Below are 20,146 nucleotides of genomic sequence, written 5' to 3'. Positions count from 1 at the left end.
CGCGCCGAATTTCCTTCGGTTTTGAGTCGGTAGATTGACGTCAAAATGCCAGTGATGGCTATACGCTAATAATTCAACTGTACAAGAATTATTCTCGCTACAATCGCTCGCTTTGCCACCTGGCACGGGCTTTTCAGGCCCGTCGGTTTTGAGAAGTCCCATGCTCATCGGTAGTTATTCTCCCTCTCTTGTCGTGATCTCCTTGTTCGTCGCGATCCTGGCGTCCTATACCGCCCTGGACCTGGCCGGTCGCATCGCGACCACCAAAGGCCGCGCGGTGTACCTGTGGATGACCGGCGGGGCCGTGGCGATGGGGGTGGGCGTGTGGTCCATGCACTTTATCGGCATGTTGGCGTTGCGCCTGCCGTTCGCCCTGGGCTTTGACGTGGGCATTACCGCGCTGTCGCTGTTGATCGCGGTGCTCTCCAGTGGCTTTGCATTATGGCTGATCAACCAACCCCGCTTGCTCGCCTGGCAACTGGCGTTTGGCGCATTGGTCATGGGCGCCGGCATCAGCAGCATGCACTACACCGGCATGGCCGCCATGCGCATGACCCCCGGCATTGATTACGACCCCACCTTGTTTGGCGCTTCGTTGCTGATCGCTGTGGTGGCGTCCGGTGCGGCGCTGTGGATCGCCCACAACCTGCGGCGCAACACCCCGTACGTGCGCCTGGCGCGCGGCGGCGCGGCGGTGGTGATGGGCGTGGCAATCGTCGGTATGCACTACACCGGCATGGCCGCCGCACGCTTTGCCGACGAGAGTTTCTGTGGCGCGGCGCTGACCGGCCTGAGCGGTAAAGGCCTGGACAACGTGGTGTTGGTGACCTCGTTGGCGGTGTTGATCATCGCACTGCTAACCTCGTTGCTCGACGCTCGCCTGGAAGCCCGCACGGCGGTGCTGGCCGATTCCCTGACCCTGGCCAACCAGGAACTGACTCACCTGGCGCTGCACGACATGCTCACTGGCCTGCCCAATCGCACCTTGTTGGCCGACCGTATCCAGCAGGCCATTCAGGCAGTGAAGGAGCAGGGCGGTTGCTTTGCGTTGATGTTTATCGACCTGGATGGCTTCAAGCCGGTCAACGACGCCTTCGGTCACCACATGGGCGACCAGTTGCTGCGCGAAGTCGGCCTGCGTCTGCGGGAAGACCTGCGCGGCCAGGACACCCTGGCGCGTATCGGCGGCGATGAATTCGTGCTGCTGGTGCAACTGAGCCAGCCCGATGACGCCATGGGCCTGGCCGAGCGCCAGGTGGGCCTGATCAATCGCGCGTTCAAGGTGGCGGAACACGAATTGAAGATTTCGGCCAGCGTCGGCATTGCCATGTTCCCGGGGAACGGTAACAACCCCCAGGAACTGTTGATGAACGCCGATGCCGCGATGTACCACGCCAAGGGCATGGGCAAGAACGGCTACAGCTTCTTCGATGTGTCGATGAACACCAATGCGCGCAAGCAATTGCAGTTGTTGCAGGACTTGCGCAACGCCGTCGAGCACGAGCAGTTCCGTTTGTATTACCAGCCCAAGTTCGACGCGGTCAGTGGTATCGCGGTGGGCGCCGAGGCCTTGTTGCGTTGGGAGCATCCGCAACAGGGCCTGTTGTTGCCGGCGATGTTTATCGAGCTGGCGGAAAAGACCGGGCTGATCATTCCGATTGGCGAATGGGTGCTCAACGAAGCCTGTCGCCAGATGGCGCTGTGGTACGCCCAGGGCTATGAGGACTGGCGCATTGCGGTGAACCTGTCGGCCTTGCAGTTCTGTCACGCCGGGCTGGTCAAGAGCGTGGCCACTGCACTGGAGCGTCACCAGTTGCCGGCCAACAGCCTGACCCTGGAAATCACCGAGACCACCGCCATGAGCGACGCCGACGCGAGCATGACGGTGTTGCAACAGCTCTCCGACATGGGCGTCGACCTGTCCATCGATGATTTCGGTACCGGCTACTCCAGCCTTATGTACCTCAAGCGCCTGCCGGCCAACGAATTGAAGATTGACCGGGGCTTCGTGCGCGATCTGGAGCACGACAGCGACGACGCCGCCATCGTTTCAGCCATCGTCGCCTTGGGCCAGGCTCTGGGCCTGCGTATTGTGGCCGAAGGCGTGGAGACCGATGTGCAGCAGAACTTCCTGACGCGCCTGGGGTGTAATTCCCTGCAAGGCTACCTGTTGGGGCACCCGCTGCCTGCCGATGGATTCATGGCCGATATCCAGCGCGCCGAAGACGCCGTAGCCCCTGACAAAAGCCGTGCGTGACAGGTATTCTTGGATCCAGCCATACACATCAGGTTGAATCAGGAGACCACACGCATGGACAAAGTCGTCATCATCACCGGGGGCAGTCGTGGGATTGGCGCCGAGACGGCCTTGCTGGCGGCGCGCCAGGGCTATCGCATCTGCATCAACTACCAGTCTGACGAAGAGGCGGCCCATCGCGTGCTGGAGCAGGTCCGTGCGCTGGGTGCCCAGGCGATCACTGTGCGCGCCGATGTGAGCATCGAGGATGAAGTGATCGGCCTGTTCCACCGCGTCGATGCCGAGCTGGGCCGAGTCACTGCGCTGGTCAACAATGCCGGTACCGTGGGGCATAAGTCGCGGGTCGATGAAATGTCCGAGTTCCGCATTCTCAAGATCATGAAGACCAACGTGCTGGGCCCGATCCTGTGTGCCAAGCATGCGGTGCTGCGCATGTCGCCCAAGCATGGCGGGCAGGGCGGCAGCATTGTCAACGTGTCGTCGGTCGCGGCGCGCCTGGGGTCGCCGGGCGAGTACGTCGACTATGCCGCGTCCAAAGGCGCGCTCGACACCTTCACCGTGGGCCTGTCCAAGGAAGTGGCAGGTGAGGGCATTCGGGTCAACGCCGTACGTCCTGGCTATATCTTTACTGACTTCCATGCCCTCAGTGGCGATCCGGACCGTGTCAGCAAACTCGAGTCGGGCATCCCCATGGCGCGCGGCGGGCGCCCGGATGAAGTGGCCGAGGCGATTATCTGGTTGCTGTCGGACAAAGCCTCGTATACCACCGGCACCTTTCTGGATTTGGGCGGCGGCCGCTAAGGGCGTGGGTGGTCAGGTCGGCAGGTAGCGCAGAATCTCGTAGCCTTTATAGGAAAAGGCCTGCAACAGGCGGGCCTCCGAGTTGTGGGCGGTGCCATAGCCATTTGTGCAAAAACCGTCGATATAGCCATTGCGGTTTCGGCTGCAACTGAGGGCGCGGTCGTCGACGTTGTCGATGAAGCGCAGGACTTTGTCCAGGTCGTAGGCCGCGTTTGCCCTGGATTCCGGGTCGGGGTTGGCCTCGGTCCAGTCACCCACCTGCATCATCAATTCATCAAGCACGTGGTAGTTGTCGTGGTTGTCCAGTAAGCGCCTCAGCACCGGGCTTTGTTCGATGATCCGTTCTGCCGAGCGATGGTCGCCGGCCGGGCGTCCCATCGGGCTGGTCATCTCGCGCACTTGTTTCTGTTCGGCTGCACGCATGTAGTTGGGGGGGATGGGTGGCCGTGGAAGGCCCGTGCGAATAGGCATGCTCATGAGGAACTCAACATTGAACCAGGGAAGGTGCAATCTTCAATAAGAGAAGAATGCGCCCTCCTGTGTGGCCATTTCCTTGATTCGGTTCCGGCTCAAAATGACCGCACGATCCGCCCCAATGTCTCCATTGCTTTCTCCGATGCCTCGGTCCATGGGCTGCCATAGTTCAGGCGAATGCAGTTGCGAAAGCGCTGGGTCGCCGAGAAGATCGGCCCTGGTGCGATGCTGATGCCTTGCGCCAACGCCATCTGGAACAATTTCAGCGAGTCGGTCTGCTCCGGCAGTTCCAGCCACAGGAAATAACCTCCAGCCGGCTGGCTGACCCGGGTTTGTGCCGGAAAGTAGCGCGCAATCGCCGCCAACATCGCACTTTGCTGTTCTTCCAGGGCATAGCGCAATTTGCGCAAGTGCCGGTCATACCCGCCATGTTGCAGGTAGTCGGCAATCGCCGCCTGGGCCGGCATTGAGGGGCACAACGAGGTCATCAGCTTCAGGCGCTCGACTTTCTGCGCAAAGCGCCCGGCCGCCACCCAGCCCACGCGATAACCCGGCGCCAGGCTCTTGGCAAACGAACCGCAATGCATCACCAGCCCTTCCGTGTCGAAGGCCTTGGCCGGTTTCGGTGCCTGCTGCCCGTAATACAGCTCGGCGTACACGTCGTCTTCGATCAGTGGCACCTGATGGCTGCGCAGCAGTTCCACCAGTGCTTGTTTCTTGGCTTCGGGCAGGGTGGCGCCCATGGGGTTCTGGAAGCTGGTCATGGTCCAGCAGGCCTTGATCGGATAGCGCTCGAGGCTCTGGGCCAGGGCGTTGAGGTCAATGCCGTCGCGCGGGTGCACGGGGATTTCCACGGCTTTGAGTTTCAGGCGCTCCAGCACCTGCAGGCAGGCGTAGAACGCCGGGGCTTCAATCGCTACCAGATCGCCGGGTTCCGTCACTGCTTGCAGGCACAGGTTGAGTGCCTCCAGGGCGCCATTGGTGATCAGCAGTTCTTCCATCGGCAGCATCAGGCCGCCGACCATGTAGCGCAGGGCGATCTGCCGACGCAGTTGCGGGTTGCCCGGCGACATATCGGTGACCACCAGGCGCGGGTCCATCTCGCGGCTGGCGCTGGCCAGGGAGCGGGCCAGGCGCGGCAGCGGGAACAGCATGGGGCTGGGGAACGCCGAGCCGAACGGCACGGTGTTCGGGTCCTTGATCGAGTCGAGCACCGAGAACACCAGTTCGCTGACGTCGACTTCGGTGGACTCGTGCACCTGTTCGCTTACCACCGGTTCGGAAAACGGGCTGGGCGCATGGGTATTCACAAAGTAGCCCGAACGCGGCCGTGCGCGAATCAGCCCGCGCCGCTCCAGCAGGTAGTAGGCCTGGAACACCGTGGACGGGCTGACGCCGTAGGTCTGGCTGGCATAGCGCACCGACGGCACGCGCTGGCCGGGGCCAAGCACCCCGGAGCGGATCAGTTCTGCGATGTCATCGGCGAATTTTTCGTAGCGTTTCATGGGGGCCTAATTAACGTGTTGAAATTGACGCCGGGCAACATGTGGGAGCTGGCTTGCCTGCGATGACGGTGGCACATCCGACGGCAGTGCTGGCTGACCTGACGCTATCGCGGGCAAGCCCGCTCCCACAGTTGGATTTTCACAGATCTGGATAGACCTCAGCGGTTCAATGGCGCCACAAAGCGGCTGTCGGCGGCACTGTAGATCCACGGCTCATCCACATCCGTGACCTTGAAGCGCAACGTCTGCGAACTGCTCGCCGGCTTGTCGGCCAGCAGCGCCACCGACACCGGCACATCGCTGATTTCCCCCGGGGCCAGGCTGATCTCGGTCTTACCCTGCAGCTGGAAACCTTCGGCATCCACCAGTTCCAGGCGGTAGTCCTGGCGTTGCTGGGTCTTGTTGATGACCTTGAGGCTGTAGATGTTTTCGATCAGGCCCTGGCTGTTCTCACGGAACATGCCACGGTCCTTGGTCACGTCCAGCGACACCATTGGTCGTTCGATCAACGCCACCACCAACGCCGCAATCATCACCAGCAGCACCGCACTGTAGCCGATCAGGCGTGGCCTGAGCAGGTGAGTCTTGCCACCTTGCAACTGATGTTCGGAGGTGTAGCTGACCAGGCCACGGGCGTAACCCATCTTGTCCATGATCGAATCGCAGGCATCGATGCAGGCGGCGCAGCCGATGCACTCCATTTGCAGGCCGTCCCGGATGTCGATACCGGTGGGGCACACCTGCACGCACAGCTGGCAGTCGATGCAGTCACCCAGGCCGACGTCGGCGGGCTTGACCTCACGTTTGCGCGGGCCACGGTTTTCGCCACGGGCCGCATCGTAGGAAATGGTCAGGGTGTCCTTGTCGAACATCACGCTTTGGAATCGCGCATACGGACACATGTGCATGCACACTGCTTCACGCAGCCAACCGGCATTGATGTAGGTGGCGCCGGTAAAGAACAGCACCCAGAACAGGCTTACGCCGCCCATTTGCCAGGTCAGCAGCTCTTCAGCCAGGGGGCGCACGGGGGTGAAGTAGCCGACAAACGTCAGGCCGGTCAACACGCTGATGCCCAGCCACAAGGTGTGCTTGGCCGAGCGCCGTGCCAGTTTGTTCAGGCTCCAGGGCGCGGCCTGCAGTTTGATGCGTTGGTTGCGCTCGCCCTCGGTGACCTTTTCGCACCACATGAACAGCCAGGTGAACGAACTTTGCGGGCAGGTGTAGCCGCACCACACACGCCCGGCAAACACGGTGATCGCAAACAGGCCAAAGGCACAGATGATCAGCAGGGCCGACAGCAGGATGAAATCCTGGGGCCAGAAGGTGGCGCCAAAGATGTGGAACTTGCTTTCAGCCAGGTCCCACAGCACAGCCTGGCGACCGCCCCAGTTCAGCCACACCGTGCCGAAGAAGGCCAGGAACAGAAAGCCTGCACCACTGACGCGCAAGGTGCGGAACAAGCCGGTGAAACTGCGGGTATGGATCAGGGTGTCGCTGGATTTGGCCTTCACCTTCTTTGGGTGCGCAGGCTCATGGATTTCCACGGTTCGGACGGGGATTCTTTCGCTCATGGTCGTTTGCTCATCAGCCTCCATCAGGCGAATGAACTATGACCGGCGCTCTGTTTGCATAACAGACTCAGCTATTGCGATAAAAAGCGGATCAGATGAAGCGCGTTTCACCGCCTGCGACAATGTGCTGCACCCCGTGCCGCAAGGGGTGCAGGCCATTGACGAAGGTGCTGATACAGATCAATCAAATCACCGAATCACTGTCGGTGGCCTTCAAGTGCTTACGCCCGTCCTTGGCGCCGGCAACGGTCAAGGCGTCGGCCTCGGCTTCTGTGATGTACACCCGGTCGGCGCCCAGTTGCACAAATGACATGGCTTTGGCGCTGTCGGTGCTCACCGTCACTTGCTCAGCGGGCAGGCTCTGTTCCTGGCCGTTCTCATCGACCTTGAAGCGGCAGGTGTGGCTTTCGATACGTACAGGCATGACACGTTCCTTTTCTCAGGCTGGTAAAGATTGGGCTTGGCCAGGTCCTCCAACGTTCCAGGCAACTGACTGACGGTCGCCGCTGTCCATCCATTACCCATAACGACAAAGGAACGCATCCATGGACGCCTGGTGGCATGAAGTGTGGCAAACCCTGCAGGCCGAATTCGCCGATATCGGCGATGCCCGGCAGGTGACACAGATTACCGTGCGCCTGCTGATTGCCGCTGTGCTGGGCGGCATCCTCGGGTTTGAACGAGAGAGCAAGGGCAAGGCGGCCGGGGTGCGCACCCATATGCTGGTGGCCTTGGGGGCTGCCCTGTTTGTGTTGGTACCGCAGATGTCTGGCAGCCAGGCGGATGCCATGAGCCGGGTGTTGCAGGGTGTGATTGCGGGGATCGGGTTCCTCGGGGCTGGCACCATCCTCAAAGGCAAGGAGGATGAGGCGGGACAGCACGTCAAGGGCCTGACCACCGCAGCCGGGTTGTGGATGACGGCCGCCATCGGTGTGGCGGCGGGGCTGGGGCGCGAGTCGACGGCGGTGCTGAGTACGTTGCTGGCCCTGGCGGTCTTCAGCCTGATGCCGAGGATCGTCAAACTGCTCGAAAAGGAACCGTGAGCGGGGTTAAAGCATTGACTCAGCTTTGGCCGCCTGGGCCTTCGCGTCGCATCTTTTCGATTTTACCTTTGCTCAGGCGGCCACCGAAATCGTTCAACTCTTTGGTGTTAGCTTTCGTCCCGAACATTCGCGTCTTGAGGTTTTTCAGGTTTTCATTCGAGCTGCTTAAAAAGTTGGCGAAATCGCCAAGCTCCGCATCGAATGCTTTAAATAGCATTTCGAGATTTCTGTATTTGGCCTGATGCAGGTATTTATCACCTAACCCTTTGAGGCATGAATTCTGGTTGGCTTCGAGCTTGTTCTTGTCTAGACGCTCGCCAATTTTTTCAAGAGTCTTGGCGTTCGCTTCAGCATTTGGACCTTGCAAACATTGGCTGATATTGGCTTGGGTCATGAGTGGGCGGAGCTGGGTGAGGATCGCACGCGACTTGTCCGAGTCGGGGTTGTTCATGAGTTCTTCGATGTTTTCCGGGGTCAGCAGTGCGTTCAATTCATTGACGGTCTTATCCCCTTTTCCCGGGGCAGGCTGCGTGGGCGGTGTGGACCAGTTTGGGCCAGAGCTCGGTGTTGGATTCGGGAGATTGGCGGGCGGTGATGAGTGGCGTGGCGGCACGTTGGTGTTTTGCCCAGCACCGGCAGGGGGGACGTAATGCGGATTGATGATCGACATGGTTTTGGCCTCGTGGGAGTTCAACAAAACGCTACTGCCAGCAACCTGACCAGAGCGTTTACGCACACGAGTATAAGGACGTCGAATCGTGGTAAAGCGGGGTGTAGACCGATAGTGCTGTAAGGCATTTCGCTAATTGTAGTGAAAGGACGGCTCTCATACGCAGGTGCTGAAAAGGGCCCGGCGTCGAGCACCGAGCCCCTGCGTGTATGAGCGTTTCAAACAATGACAGGCGGCATTGTCGTCGGCGGTTCCTCCACCGCAGGCGGCTCGTTTTCAGGCGGTTCTTTCTCCGGAATCGGCTCTGGTTCGCTGGGCGGCAGGGTCGGGTTGTCGATATTCGGGTCCGGCGTTTCAGCCGGGATCGGGATATTCATCGGTGTGGCCTCCTTTGTGCTTTGCTCTATCGGTGGACAGCCGGCGCGGTGAATTGATTCCCCGCTCAATGGCGGCACATCCACCTGAACTTTTAACCGGGGCCCGGGCTCGGACCTATGACGGCCCGCTCAGGGAGAGCTTCGCCGTATCAGAATTCGGATCAAGCAAAGAGCGTCCACAGGGCGTAAGGGGAAGATGCTCGATGACTGCTGAAACACTGGCTCCAGACGATTCCATATTGCCGCTGTCCCAGGCCTTGCTGTTGCCCAGGATCGCCATCGAAAGCACCACACCCGTGATCGACGGCGGCGAATTTGCCGTCAAGGCCGTGGTTGGCCAGCGGGTTCACGTGACCAGCAAGGTGTTCGCCGACGGTCATGACAATCTCGCTGTCTTGATCCGCTGGCGCCCGCTGCGCGATGAAAGCTGGCACAGCGTGGTGATGACTGACGTGGGCAACAATGGCTGGGAGGGGGCGTTTACCGTCGAAGCGCTTGGGCCCCACGAATATTGCATCGAGGCCTGGATCGATACCTTCGCCAGTTTCTGCTACGAACTGCGCAAGAAACACGAGGCCGGCGTGCCGGTCAGCCTGGAGTTGCAGGAGGGGCGCAGCCTGGTGCTGCAAGCGGCCGAGCGCAGCGACAACGAACTGCGCGACCGTCTGATGCTGTTGCACCATGAACTCTCGGGCTTGCTGGAAACCGAGCAGGTCGCGCAGTTCCTGCACGAAGACAGTGCACACCTGATGACCCAGGCCGACCACCGTGCCTATTTGAGCATCAGCACGGTGTACCCGATCGATGTGGAGCGTGAGGCTGCGCAGTTTGCCAGTTGGTACGAGCTGTTTCCCCGCTCGATCACCGACGATCCCTCCCGTCACGGCACCTTCAATGACGTGCACTCGCGGCTGTCGATGATCCATGATATGGGCTTCGACGTGCTGTACTTCCCGCCGATCCACCCCATCGGTCGCAGCCACCGCAAGGGCCGCAATAATGCCCTCACTGCCGGGCCGGACGACCCGGGCAGCCCGTACGCCATCGGTAGCGAGGACGGCGGCCACGAGGCGATTCACCCGCAACTGGGCAGCCGCGAAGACTTCCGCCGCCTGGTCAAGGCCGCCGCCGAGCATGGCCTGGAAATCGCCCTGGATTTTGCTATCCAGTGTTCCCAGGACCACCCGTGGCTCAAGCAGCACCCGGGCTGGTTCAACTGGCGGCCGGACGGCACGATCAAATATGCGGAAAACCCGCCGAAGAAATACCAGGACATCGTCAACGTCGACTTCTATGCGGCGGACGCGATTCCGAGCCTGTGGACTGAGTTGCGTGACATCGTGGTGGGCTGGGTGGAAGAGGGCGTGAAGACTTTTCGCGTCGACAACCCGCACACCAAGCCGCTGCCGTTCTGGCAATGGCTAATCAGTGACGTGCGCGCCAAGCACCCGGAGGTGATCTTCCTGGCGGAAGCCTTTACCACCCCGGCGATGATGGCGCGGCTGGGCAAGGTCGGTTATTCCCAGAGCTACACCTATTTCACCTGGCGCAATACCAAGGCCGAACTGAGCGAATATTTCACCCAGTTGAACGAGTCGCCCTGGCGCGAGTGCTTCCGGCCGAACTTTTTTGTCAACACGCCGGATATCAACCCAGGCTTCCTGCACGAATCTGGCCGCCCGGGTTTCTTGATCCGCGCGGCGCTGGCCACCATGGGCTCGGGCCTGTGGGGCATGTATTCGGGCTTTGAGCTGTGCGAAGCCGCACCCGTACCGGGCAAAGAGGAATACCTGGATTCGGAGAAGTACGAGATCCGCGTCAGGGATTTCACCGCCCCCGGCAACATCATTGCCGAGATCGCCCAGCTCAACCGCATCCGCCGGCAAAACCCGGCCTTGCACACCCATCTGGGGCTCAAGCTGTACAACGCCTGGAATGACAACATCCTGTATTTCGGCAAGCGCAGCGAGGATGGCAGCAACTTCATCCTGGTGGCGGTGAACCTCGATCCGTATAACGCCCAGGAAGCGAATTTTGAGTTGCCGCTGTGGGAATTGGGCCTGCCCGACGATGCCCAGACCCAGGGCGAAGACCTGATGAACGGCCATCGCTGGACCTGGTACGGCAAGACCCAATGGATGCGTATCGAGCCGCACATGCCGTTCGGTATTTGGCGTATCACCGTTTCCTGAGCCGATGGAGAACCCCTGTGGGAGCTGGCTTGCCTGCGATAGCGGTCTATCAGCCAGCCTTTCTGGCCCTGACACACCGCTATCGCAGCGATGCGGCGACCCGACAAGCCAGCTCCCACATTGACCGTGCTCCATCGGGCAAATGTCAAAGAATTCCAGGAGTTTCCAATGGCGAAGAAACCCACACCGTCCACCTTCATCAAAGACCCGCTCTGGTACAAGGACGCGGTGATCTACCAGGTTCACGTCAAATCCTATTTCGACGCCAATAACGACGGTATCGGTGATTTTCCAGGGCTGATCGCCAAACTGGACTACATCGCCGACCTGGGCGTGAACACGATCTGGCTGCTGCCGTTCTACCCCTCGCCACGGCGCGACGACGGCTATGACATCGCCGAATATCAAGGTGTGCATAGCGACTACGGCACCCTGGCCGACGCCAAGCGCTTTATCGCCGAGGCCCACAAGCGTGGTCTGCGGGTGATCACCGAGCTGGTGATCAACCATACGTCCGACCAGCACCCCTGGTTCCAGCGGGCGCGCAAAGCCAAGCCCGGCTCGGCGGCGCGGGACTTCTACGTGTGGTCCGATGACGACCAGAAGTACGACGGCACCCGCATCATTTTTCTCGACACCGAAAAGTCCAACTGGACTTGGGACCCGGTGGCCGGCCAGTACTTCTGGCACCGTTTTTATTCCCACCAGCCGGACCTGAATTTCGACAACCCGAAAGTCATGGAGGCCGTGCTGTCGGTGATGCGCTACTGGCTGGACATGGGCATCGACGGCCTGCGCCTGGACGCCATTCCGTACCTGATCGAGCGTGACGGCACCAACAACGAGAACCTTCCCGAAACCCATCAGGTGCTCAAGCAGATCCGCGCCGAGATCGACGCCCATTACCCCGACCGCATGCTGCTGGCCGAAGCCAATCAATGGCCCGAAGACACCCAACTCTATTTTGGCGACAAAAAAGGCGACGACGGCGATGAATGCCACATGGCCTTCCATTTTCCGCTGATGCCACGCATGTACATGGCCCTGGCCCAGGAAGATCGCTTTCCTATCACCGACATTCTTCGCCAGACCCCGGAGATCCCAGCCAATTGCCAATGGGCGATCTTCCTGCGCAATCACGACGAATTGACCCTGGAAATGGTCACCGACAAAGAGCGCGACTACCTGTGGAACTACTACGCCGCCGACCGTCGTGCGCGGATCAACCTCGGCATTCGCCGGCGTCTGGCGCCGTTGATGGAGCGTGACCGTCGCCGCGTCGAACTGCTCAATAGCCTGCTGCTGTCGATGCCCGGTACGCCCACCCTGTATTACGGCGATGAAATCGGCATGGGCGACAACATCTACCTGGGCGACCGCGATGGCGTACGCACGCCGATGCAATGGTCCATCGACCGCAATGGCGGTTTCTCCCGTGCCAACCCGGCCAGCCTGGTGCTGCCGCCGATCATGGACCCGCTGTACGGCTATCAATCGGTCAACGTCGAGACCCAGACCCAAGACCCGCACTCGCTGTTGAACTGGACCCGGCGCATGCTCGCCGTGCGCAAGCAATCCAAGGCATTTGGCCGGGGCAGCTTGAAAATGCTCTCGCCGAGCAACCGGCGCATCCTGGCGTACACCCGGGAGTTCACTGGGGAGGACGGCCGCACCGAGATCATCCTGTGCGTGGCCAACGTGTCGCGCAGTGCCCAGGCGGCCGAGCTGGACCTGTCGGCCTTCGCCGGCATGGTGCCGGTGGAGATGCTCGGCGGGAATGCCTTCCCGCCCATCGGCCAGCTAAATTTCCTGCTGACGTTGGCGCCCTACGGTTTCTACTGGTTCGTGCTGGCGGCGGAAAACCAGATGCCGAGCTGGCATGTGGAGCCGGCCCAGAGCATGCCGGACTTCACCACATTGGTCCTGAAGAAACGAATGGAAGAACTCCTGGACGCGCCGTGCCGCGACACCCTTGAGCGCACCTCATTGCCGGCCTGGCTGCCCAAGCGACGTTGGTTTGCCGGCAAGGACGCCGCCATTGACCGCGTGCATATCGCCTACGGTGTGCGCTTTGGCGACCCGCAGCACCCGGTGTTGCTCAGTGAAATCGAGGTGACCAGCGACGGCCAGGTCAGCCGCTATCAACTGCCGCTCGGTTTCCTGGCCGAAGACCAGCTCACCACCGCGTTGCCCCAGCAGTTGGCGCTGGCCCGGGTACGGCGCACGCGCCAGGTCGGGCTGGTGACCGATGCCTTCAGCCTTGAGCATTTTATTCGTGCGGTCATCCAGGGCCTGCAGGCCGGTACGGTGCTCGATTCGAGCGACGGCCCCTTGCACTTTGCCGCCACACCGCACCTGGCGGCGTTGCAACTGACCGATGAGGCGCAGGTGCGTTACCTGTCGGCCGAACAATCCAACAGCTCGGTGGTGGTGGGTGAAAGCCTGGTGCTCAAGCTGATCCGCAAGGTAGCCTCCGGGGTGCACCCCGAACTGGAAATGAGCGCGTACCTGACCGAGGCGGGTTATCCGAATATCTCGCCGCTGATGGGGGCGGTGATCCGCCGTGACGGGCAAGGGCAGGACAATCTGCTGATGATTGCCCAGGGTTACCTGAGCAATCAGGGCGACGCGTGGGCGTGGACCCAGAACAGCCTGGAGCGGGCGATTCGGGATGAGCTGGCCGAGGCGATGTCCGAGCAGGAACAGCACTACAACGCCCTTGGCGAGTTGCAGGACTTTGCCGGGTTGCTGGGGCAACGCCTGGGGGAAATGCACGTTGTCTTGGGCGCAAGCACGCCGAACAAGGACTTCGCGCCCGAAGTGACCACGGCGAAGGACACCCAGGCCTGGGCCCGGGATGTGGGCGTCCAGCTCGACCGGGCGCTGCAATTACTCAAACTTCATGAAACCCGGTTGAACCCCGCCGATCAGGCGCTGGTCAGTGAATTGCTGGGCCAGGAAAAAGCCATAGGCCGTTACGTGCAGGCCTTGGCGAAAGCCACGAAAGGCGGGCTGCGCATCCGGGTGCATGGCGACTTGCACCTGGGCCAGGTGCTGGTGGTGCAGGGCGATGCCTACCTGATCGACTTTGAAGGGGAGCCGGCGCGCCCGTTGCACGAGCGGCGTGGCAAGCACAGCCCCTATAAAGATGTGAGTGGCGTACTGCGCTCGTTTGATTACGCGGCGGCCATGGCCCTGAATGTGCAGGGTGTGGATCACTCGTCCGAAGCAGAGTTGTCGCGCAGACGGGTGACCGAGCGTTACCTGAAAGAGGCGCGCGAGGCATTTATCCAGGCTTATCAGGCAGCTACGTCTACACTGGCGCATGACTGGCAGGATGCTAACGGCCAGGACGCAGCGCTGACGTTGTTCAGCCTGGAGAAGGCCGCGTACGAAGTGGCCTACGAAGCGGAAAACCGCCCGACCTGGTTGCCGGTGCCCCTACAGGGGTTGCACGGGTTACTCAGCGGGATTGCTTCCAGTGAGAAAGCACCTATATCGAAAACTGCACGCGGTGGGGAGACGTCATGAGCTTTACACATAAAGAACCGCTGCAACCGAAGTTGACTGCACTACCGGCAGCCAAGGATGTCGAGGCGCTGGTACGCGCCGAACACCATGACCCGTTCTCGATTCTCGGGCCCCATGATGACGAGCAGGGCGGCCAATTCATCCGCGCCTTCCTGCCGGAAGCCTTGAGTGTCCAGGTACTGGCACGCGACAGTGGCGACCCTATCGGCAGCCTCGATGCGACCCAGGTGCCGGGCTTGTTTGTCGGCCACTTCAGCACGCGCCAGGATTACCTGCTGAAAATCCAGTGGGCCGGTGGCGAGCAGATCACCGAAGATCCCTACAGTTTCAGCCAATTGCTCTTGGGCGAAATGGACCTGTACCTGTTTGCCGAAGGCAACCACCGGGACCTCAGCAGCTGCCTGGGCGCTCAGGTGACCAGCGTCGATGGCGTGCAGGGTGTGCGCTTTGCGGTGTGGGCACCGAATGCGCGGCGGGTGTCGGTGGTGGGCGACTTCAATATCTGGGACGGTCGCCGTCACCCAATGCGCCTGCGGCATCCGTCGGGTGTGTGGGAGATCTTTATCCCACGCCTGCAACCGGGAGCGGCCTACAAGTACGAGATTCTCGGCAGCCACGGCATTTTGCCGCTCAAGGCTGACCCAGTGGCGCTGGCCACGCAGTTGCCTCCCGACACCGCGTCAAAGGTCGCCGAACCGCTGCAGGTCGAGTGGCAAGACCATGAGTGGATGCAGGCGCGGGTCGAGAAACAGAAGCACACCGCGCCGCTGTCCATTTACGAACTGCACGTGGGGTCCTGGCAGGCCGAGCTGGACGAGGCGGGCGAAGTGGCACGCCAATACAACTGGCGTGAGCTGGCCGAGCGCTTGATCCCCTATGTGCAGCAATTGGGCTTCACCCATGTCGAGCTGATGCCGATCATGGAGCACCCGTTCGGCGGCTCGTGGGGTTACCAGGCACTGTCACAATTTGCGCCGACTGCGCGGTTTGGTTCGCCGCAAGACTTTGCCTACTTTGTCGACGCCCTGCACCGGGCGGATATCGGTGTGATCCTTGACTGGGTGCCGGCGCATTTTCCTACCGATACCCACGGCCTGGCGCAGTTCGACGGCACTGCGCTGTACGAATACGGCAACCCGCTGGAAGGTTTCCACCAGGACTGGGACACCTTGATCTACAACCTGGGTCGCACCGAAGTGCATGGCTTTATGCTGGCCTCGGCCCTGCATTGGCTCAAGCATTTCCACGTGGACGGCCTGCGCGTGGATGCGGTGGCCTCGATGCTCTACCGCGACTATTCGCGCAAAGCCGGTGAGTGGGTGCCCAACCGCCATGGCGGCCGCGAGAACCTGGAAGCCATCGACTTTTTGCGCCACCTCAATGACGTGGTCGCCCTCGAAGCGCCCGGGGCGCTTGTGATCGCCGAAGAGTCCACGGCCTGGCCCGGCGTGAGCCAGCCAACCCAGCAGGGTGGCCTGGGCTTCAACTACAAGTGGAACATGGGCTGGATGCACGATTCGCTGCACTACATCCAGCAGGATCCGGTGTACCGCGCCCATCATCACAACGAGTTGAGCTTCGGCCTGGTCTACGCCTGGTCCGAGCGTTTTATCCTGCCGATCTCCCACGATGAGGTGGTGCACGGCAAGCATTCGCTGATCGACAAGATGCCCGGCGACCGCTGGCAGAAGTTTGCCAACCTGCGCGCCTACCTGGCGTTCATGTGGATGCACCCGGGCAAGAAACTGCTGTTCATGGGCTGCGAGTTCGGCCAGTGGCGCGAGTGGAACCACGACCAGCAACTCGACTGGTACTTGCTGCAATACGCCGAGCACAAAGGCGTGCAAAAACTGGTGGGCGATTTGAACCGCCTGTACCGCGAGGAACCGGCGCTGCACGAGCAGGACGACGCGCCCCAGGGCTTCCAGTGGCTGATCGGCGACGACGCGATCAACAGCGTCTACGCCTGGCTGCGCTGGAGCAAGGATGGCCGGCCGGTGCTGGTGGTCGCCAACTTTACCCCGGTGCCGCGGGAGGCCTATGGCGTGGGCGTACCGTTTGCCGGGCGTTGGAGTGAGGTGATCAACAGCGATGCCGACACCTATGCCGGCTCCAACTACGGCAATGGCGGGGCGGTGTTCACTCAGGATGAGCCACGTCACGGGCAACCGGTGTCGCTGTCGCTGAATTTGCCGCCCCTTGGCGTGCTGATTCTGCGGCCGGAACCGCTTTAAGGGCTCTACCGTGCTGGATTCTGTTGTCCGCGCTACTGGCAGGGTGCCACAATGGCGCCTTTGTCGTGGCAGTCGAAGCAGGCGGATTTCATGAACGGCCTTGGGCGTGGGCGGGACCAGGATTGTTTTATCGAGGAGCAGGTGCGAACGGACCGTTTGCACCAGCTGTTTCGTCAGTCGTTCGCCGCCATTTTCGGCAGTTACCTGGGCGCCGCCATGCTCTGCTGGCTGTGCTGGGATCGCTTCGACCATAAGGTCATGCTGATCTGGATGGTGGTGCTGGCGGTTACCTCGCTGCTACGCCTCAAGATGTTCATGGACTGGTTCCGCTGCCCGAACATCGAACGCACTCCCGAGCGTTGGGAGCGCCGCTATTGGATCACGCTGATGCTGTCGGCAGGCGTGTGGGGCCTGGGTGCCCTGGCCGTGATGCCCACCGACGACCGTGTCTCCCAGGTGCTGGTCATGCTGTTTACCGTCGGCATGTCGGTCAGCGCGGTGTCCTGTTACTCGGCTTATCGCTACATGACCCTGGGTTCCATGGGCCTGGTGTTGCTGCCGTGCACGCTGTGGCTGCTGTTTCAGCCGTCGTCGATGCAAGTGGGCGTGGCGGTGGCGGTGCTGGTGTTCTCGACCTTTGTGGTCAGCGCCACGCGCAAATTGTCCGATGCCCTGGAAAAAGCCTTCCGCCTGACCCGTCAGATGGAACGCGCCCACAACATCTCCACCCGCGCCGCACAGACCGACGAGCTCACCGGGCTGATGAACCGTCGCGCCTTCTTCGAACATGCCCAACTCTTGTACGCCCAGTGCCGGCACAACCAGCAGCCGCTGAGTGCGCTGATGATGGACATGGACCACTTCAAGGACATCAACGACACCTACGGCCACCAGGCGGGTGACCAGGTGTTGCGTCAGATTGGCGGGGTGATCAGCGCGTCGTTTCGCCAGGCCGACGTGTACGGCCGCCTGGGTGGCGAAGAGTTTGCCGTGCTGTTGCCCAACACGTCATTGGAAACCGCCCGCGACATCGCCGAGCAACTGATCAAGGCGATTTCCGGCCTGGCCGCCGAACCCGTGCACGGCCTGACCGCCAGCCTGGGCGTGGCCACCACCCGCAGCCTCGACCAGGACCTGCACAGCTTGATGAACACCGCCGACAAGGCGCTGTACCGGGCCAAGGCCCTAGGGCGCAATCAGGTGGCGGTGGCGGAGTAAGGCTCAGTCCCGGGCCATCGACTTGGCCAACGCCCGTGCCACCTGCTCGGCCGAGTAGGGCTTGGCCAGGAACTCGAAGCCTTCGTAACCACTGTCTGCCAATTCTTCGCTGTAGCCCGACGTGAGCACCACCGGCAGGTCCGGGCGGCGTTGGCGCAGCAGCCTGGCCATCGCCACGCCGGTCATGCCCGGCATGACCACGTCCGAGAAAATCCCGTCGAAGGCCATGGCATCCGCCCCGGCCAGCGCCAGTGCCTGTTCAGCATCGGTGGCCCAGGTGGTCTGGTAGCCGAGGTCCTGCAGGATCTGGTTGGCGAAGCGGCCCACTTCCAGGTTGTCTTCCACTATCAGGATATGCCGCAGCGTGGTGTCGGGCAGCGGGGCGTGTTCTTCGGCAAGCGCAGTGGGTTGCACGGTGGGAGGTGCCACTTCGGGCAGGTACAGGGTAAACACCGTGCCGCGCCCGAGGGTGCTGGCCACATCGACGTTGCCGCCCGATTGCTTGGCAAATCCGAACACCTGGGACAAGCCCAAACCGGTGCCTTTGCCGACGGCCTTGGTGGTAAAAAACGGCTCGAAAATGCGCTCCACGTTGTCGCCGGGAATGCCGCTGCCGGTGTCGGCCAGGGACACCGCCACACACGGTTGGCGCACCTCGGCCTCCCCGCGAATGCGCGGCAAGGCCGGCACGCTGGCCACGCGCAGGGTCAGTTGGCCCTGGCCGTCCATGGCGTCACGGGCGTTGAGCGCCATGTTGATCAAGGCGGTTTCAAACTGGCTGGAATCGACGCGAACATGGCACGGGGTGGCGGGCAGTTCGATTTGCACGTGGATGCGCGCACCGGTCACGCTTTCGAGCATTTCGCCGATGTTCTTCACCCGCAGGCCCACGTCGAAGACTTCCGGGTTCAGCGGTTGGCGACGGGCGAAGGCGAGCAGTTGGCTGGTGAGCTTACTGGCCCGCTCGACGGTGTCGGAGACGGCGCCCATGTAGCGTTGGCGGCGTTCTTCGGACAGCCCGGGCTGGCGCAGGAAGTCCATGGACGAGCGAATGATGGTCAGCAGGTTGTTGAAGTCATGGGCCACGCCACCGGTCAATTGGCCGATGGCTTCGAGTTTTTGCGATTGGTGCAGGGCGGCTTCGGCCTGGGTCAGCGCGGTGGTGCGCTCTTCTACCCGTTGCTCCAGGGTGGCGTTCAATTCGGTGATGGCCGTCAGCCCGTCGCGCACGGCCGCGTCGGCGCGCACGCGCTCGATATGCGCCCAGGAGCGTTCGGTGACTTCGCCCACCAAGGCCAGGTCGTAAGGCGACCAGACGCGGGCGTTCTTGTGATGCACCGCCATCAGGGCCGTCAGGTGCCCGTCCTTGATCAGCGGGAAGCACACCGTCGCCAGGGCGCCGAGGGCCTGGTAACTGGCGGCTTCGTTGGGGGCGAACTCCACGCGGTTGTCGTGGATCACCAGCGGTTCGCCAGCGCGCAAGCGGCGCACTGCCAGCTCGCCGAACGACGCCAGGCTGTAGCGCCCGACGATGCTGGGTGACCCGGGCGCGGCCCAGTTGCCGCGAATGGTGAAGCCGTCCTGGTCGTCGTCCATGTCGGCATACGCGCAGTTCGACACGTGCAGGTGCTCGGCCAGCAACCGCGTGGTGCTGGTCATGATGGCTTCTGCATCGATGGCATTGGCCACTGCACTGCCGATGGCGTCCAGCACCGCCAGACGGCGCGTGAGGAACACGGTGGCGGTGGTTTCGGTGACGGTATTGAGCATGCCCACGACTTTGCCCAGGGAGTCGCGGATCGGGCTGTAGCAAAAGGTGAAATACGCCTGCTCGGCCCCGGCGCCGCGTTCGATCACCAGCGGGAAGTTCTCGACATAAGTCGCATGCCCTTCGAAGGCCGCCTGGGCGATGGGGCTGACCTCTGCCCAGGCTTCACGCCACACCTCGTTGAACGGACGCCCCAGCGCATAGGGCTTGTCGCCCAGGATCGGGGTCATGGCATCGTTGTAGAGCATGGTCAGGTGAGGGCCCCACGCGATGGACTGCGGGAAGCTGGAGGCAAAGCACAAGGCTACGGTGGTCTTGAGGACATCGGGCCACTGTTCCAATGGGCCCAGGGGCGTGGTTGCCCAATCATGCTGGCGTACCCGCTCAGCCATGTCGCTGCTGCTTTGCAGCCAATTCATCATTGGGAAAACACCTTGTGTGCCTCGGTCGGTTCAACGCCAGGAAGGGGTGGCCTGACAAGCAACAGACCGGAATGCCCGCC

14 protein-coding genes are annotated in these 20,146 nt (G+C 61.7%); 7 read left to right on the top strand and 7 right to left on the bottom strand.

What is annotated here, in order from left to right; genetic code table 11:
• The first annotated feature begins 160 nt into the window (after positions 1-160).
• Together HX792_RS23700 and HX792_RS23695 are read left to right on the top strand one after the other, a co-directional pair.
• The gene (locus HX792_RS23700) at positions 161-2,257 is read left to right on the top strand and encodes a bifunctional diguanylate cyclase/phosphodiesterase (RefSeq protein ID WP_176998369.1); all 2,097 of its coding nucleotides are present in this window, start codon (positions 161-163) and stop codon (positions 2,255-2,257) included.
• A gap of 54 nt (positions 2,258-2,311) precedes the next feature.
• Positions 2,312-3,058 (top strand): SDR family oxidoreductase, encoded by a 747-nt coding sequence (locus HX792_RS23695; protein ID WP_176998368.1) that lies wholly within the window; start codon positions 2,312-2,314, stop codon positions 3,056-3,058.
• A 12-nt stretch (positions 3,059-3,070) separates the two neighbouring features.
• Here HX792_RS23695 and HX792_RS23690 read toward each other — a convergent pair whose 3' ends face one another.
• The 4 genes from HX792_RS23690 to HX792_RS23675 form a co-directional block, all read right to left on the bottom strand.
• Positions 3,071-3,535: a hypothetical protein gene (locus HX792_RS23690; RefSeq protein ID WP_256349891.1), complete on the bottom strand. Its 465-nt coding sequence runs from the start codon at positions 3,533-3,535 to the stop codon at positions 3,071-3,073.
• 92 nt (positions 3,536-3,627) lie between these two features.
• Positions 3,628-5,037, bottom strand: coding sequence for a GntR family transcriptional regulator MpaR (gene mapR / locus HX792_RS23685; RefSeq protein ID WP_176998367.1), 1,410 nt, complete (start codon positions 5,035-5,037; stop codon positions 3,628-3,630).
• 158 nt (positions 5,038-5,195) lie between these two features.
• Positions 5,196-6,611: a cytochrome c oxidase accessory protein CcoG gene (ccoG, locus tag HX792_RS23680; protein WP_176998366.1), complete on the bottom strand. Its 1,416-nt coding sequence runs from the start codon at positions 6,609-6,611 to the stop codon at positions 5,196-5,198.
• Positions 6,612-6,795: 184 nt separating this feature from the next.
• Positions 6,796-7,035, bottom strand: a complete 240-nt coding sequence (locus HX792_RS23675) for a DUF3203 family protein (RefSeq protein ID WP_176998365.1) — start codon at positions 7,033-7,035, stop codon at positions 6,796-6,798.
• Positions 7,036-7,156: 121 nt separating this feature from the next.
• Between HX792_RS23675 and HX792_RS23670 the strand changes: the two genes are divergently transcribed.
• Positions 7,157-7,654, top strand: coding sequence for an MgtC/SapB family protein (locus tag HX792_RS23670; RefSeq protein WP_176998364.1), 498 nt, complete (start codon positions 7,157-7,159; stop codon positions 7,652-7,654).
• A gap of 19 nt (positions 7,655-7,673) precedes the next feature.
• Here the strand turns inward: HX792_RS23670 and HX792_RS23665 are convergent, their stop codons facing one another.
• Positions 7,674-8,324, bottom strand: a complete 651-nt coding sequence (locus HX792_RS23665; RefSeq protein ID WP_176998363.1) for a hypothetical protein — start codon at positions 8,322-8,324, stop codon at positions 7,674-7,676.
• A 218-nt stretch (positions 8,325-8,542) separates the two neighbouring features.
• Complete coding sequence (locus HX792_RS23660; protein WP_176998362.1) at positions 8,543-8,701, bottom strand: hypothetical protein; 159 nt, start codon at positions 8,699-8,701, stop codon at positions 8,543-8,545.
• 203 nt (positions 8,702-8,904) lie between these two features.
• On the opposite strand from HX792_RS23660, the gene HX792_RS23655 reads away from it, so the two are divergent.
• From HX792_RS23655 to HX792_RS23640, 4 genes are all read left to right on the top strand, one after another.
• On the top strand, positions 8,905-10,893 hold the full coding sequence (locus tag HX792_RS23655) for an alpha-1,4-glucan--maltose-1-phosphate maltosyltransferase (RefSeq protein WP_176998361.1): 1,989 nt from the start codon (positions 8,905-8,907) through the stop codon (positions 10,891-10,893).
• A 168-nt stretch (positions 10,894-11,061) separates the two neighbouring features.
• Positions 11,062-14,424 carry a maltose alpha-D-glucosyltransferase gene (gene treS, locus HX792_RS23650; protein WP_176998360.1) on the top strand — a complete coding sequence of 1,121 codons (3,363 nt, stop codon included), beginning with the start codon at positions 11,062-11,064 and terminating at the stop codon, positions 14,422-14,424.
• Complete coding sequence (gene glgB / locus HX792_RS23645) at positions 14,421-16,658, top strand: 1,4-alpha-glucan branching protein GlgB (protein WP_176998359.1); 2,238 nt, start codon at positions 14,421-14,423, stop codon at positions 16,656-16,658. Before treS ends, glgB begins: the two co-directional genes overlap by 4 nt.
• 51 nt (positions 16,659-16,709) lie before the next feature.
• Positions 16,710-17,876 carry a diguanylate cyclase gene (locus HX792_RS23640; protein ID WP_176998358.1) on the top strand — a complete coding sequence of 389 codons (1,167 nt, stop codon included), beginning with the start codon at positions 16,710-16,712 and terminating at the stop codon, positions 17,874-17,876.
• A gap of 3 nt (positions 17,877-17,879) precedes the next feature.
• Here HX792_RS23640 and HX792_RS23635 read toward each other — a convergent pair whose 3' ends face one another.
• Positions 17,880-20,066, bottom strand: coding sequence for an ATP-binding protein (locus HX792_RS23635; protein WP_176998357.1), 2,187 nt, complete (start codon positions 20,064-20,066; stop codon positions 17,880-17,882).
• Positions 20,067-20,146 lie beyond the last annotated feature (80 nt).

The sequence above is a fragment of the Pseudomonas sp. B6002 genome (assembly GCF_013385985.1).
Lineage (GTDB): Bacteria > Pseudomonadota > Gammaproteobacteria > Pseudomonadales > Pseudomonadaceae > Aquipseudomonas.
This window is presented reverse-complemented; position numbering and strand designations above follow the sequence as displayed.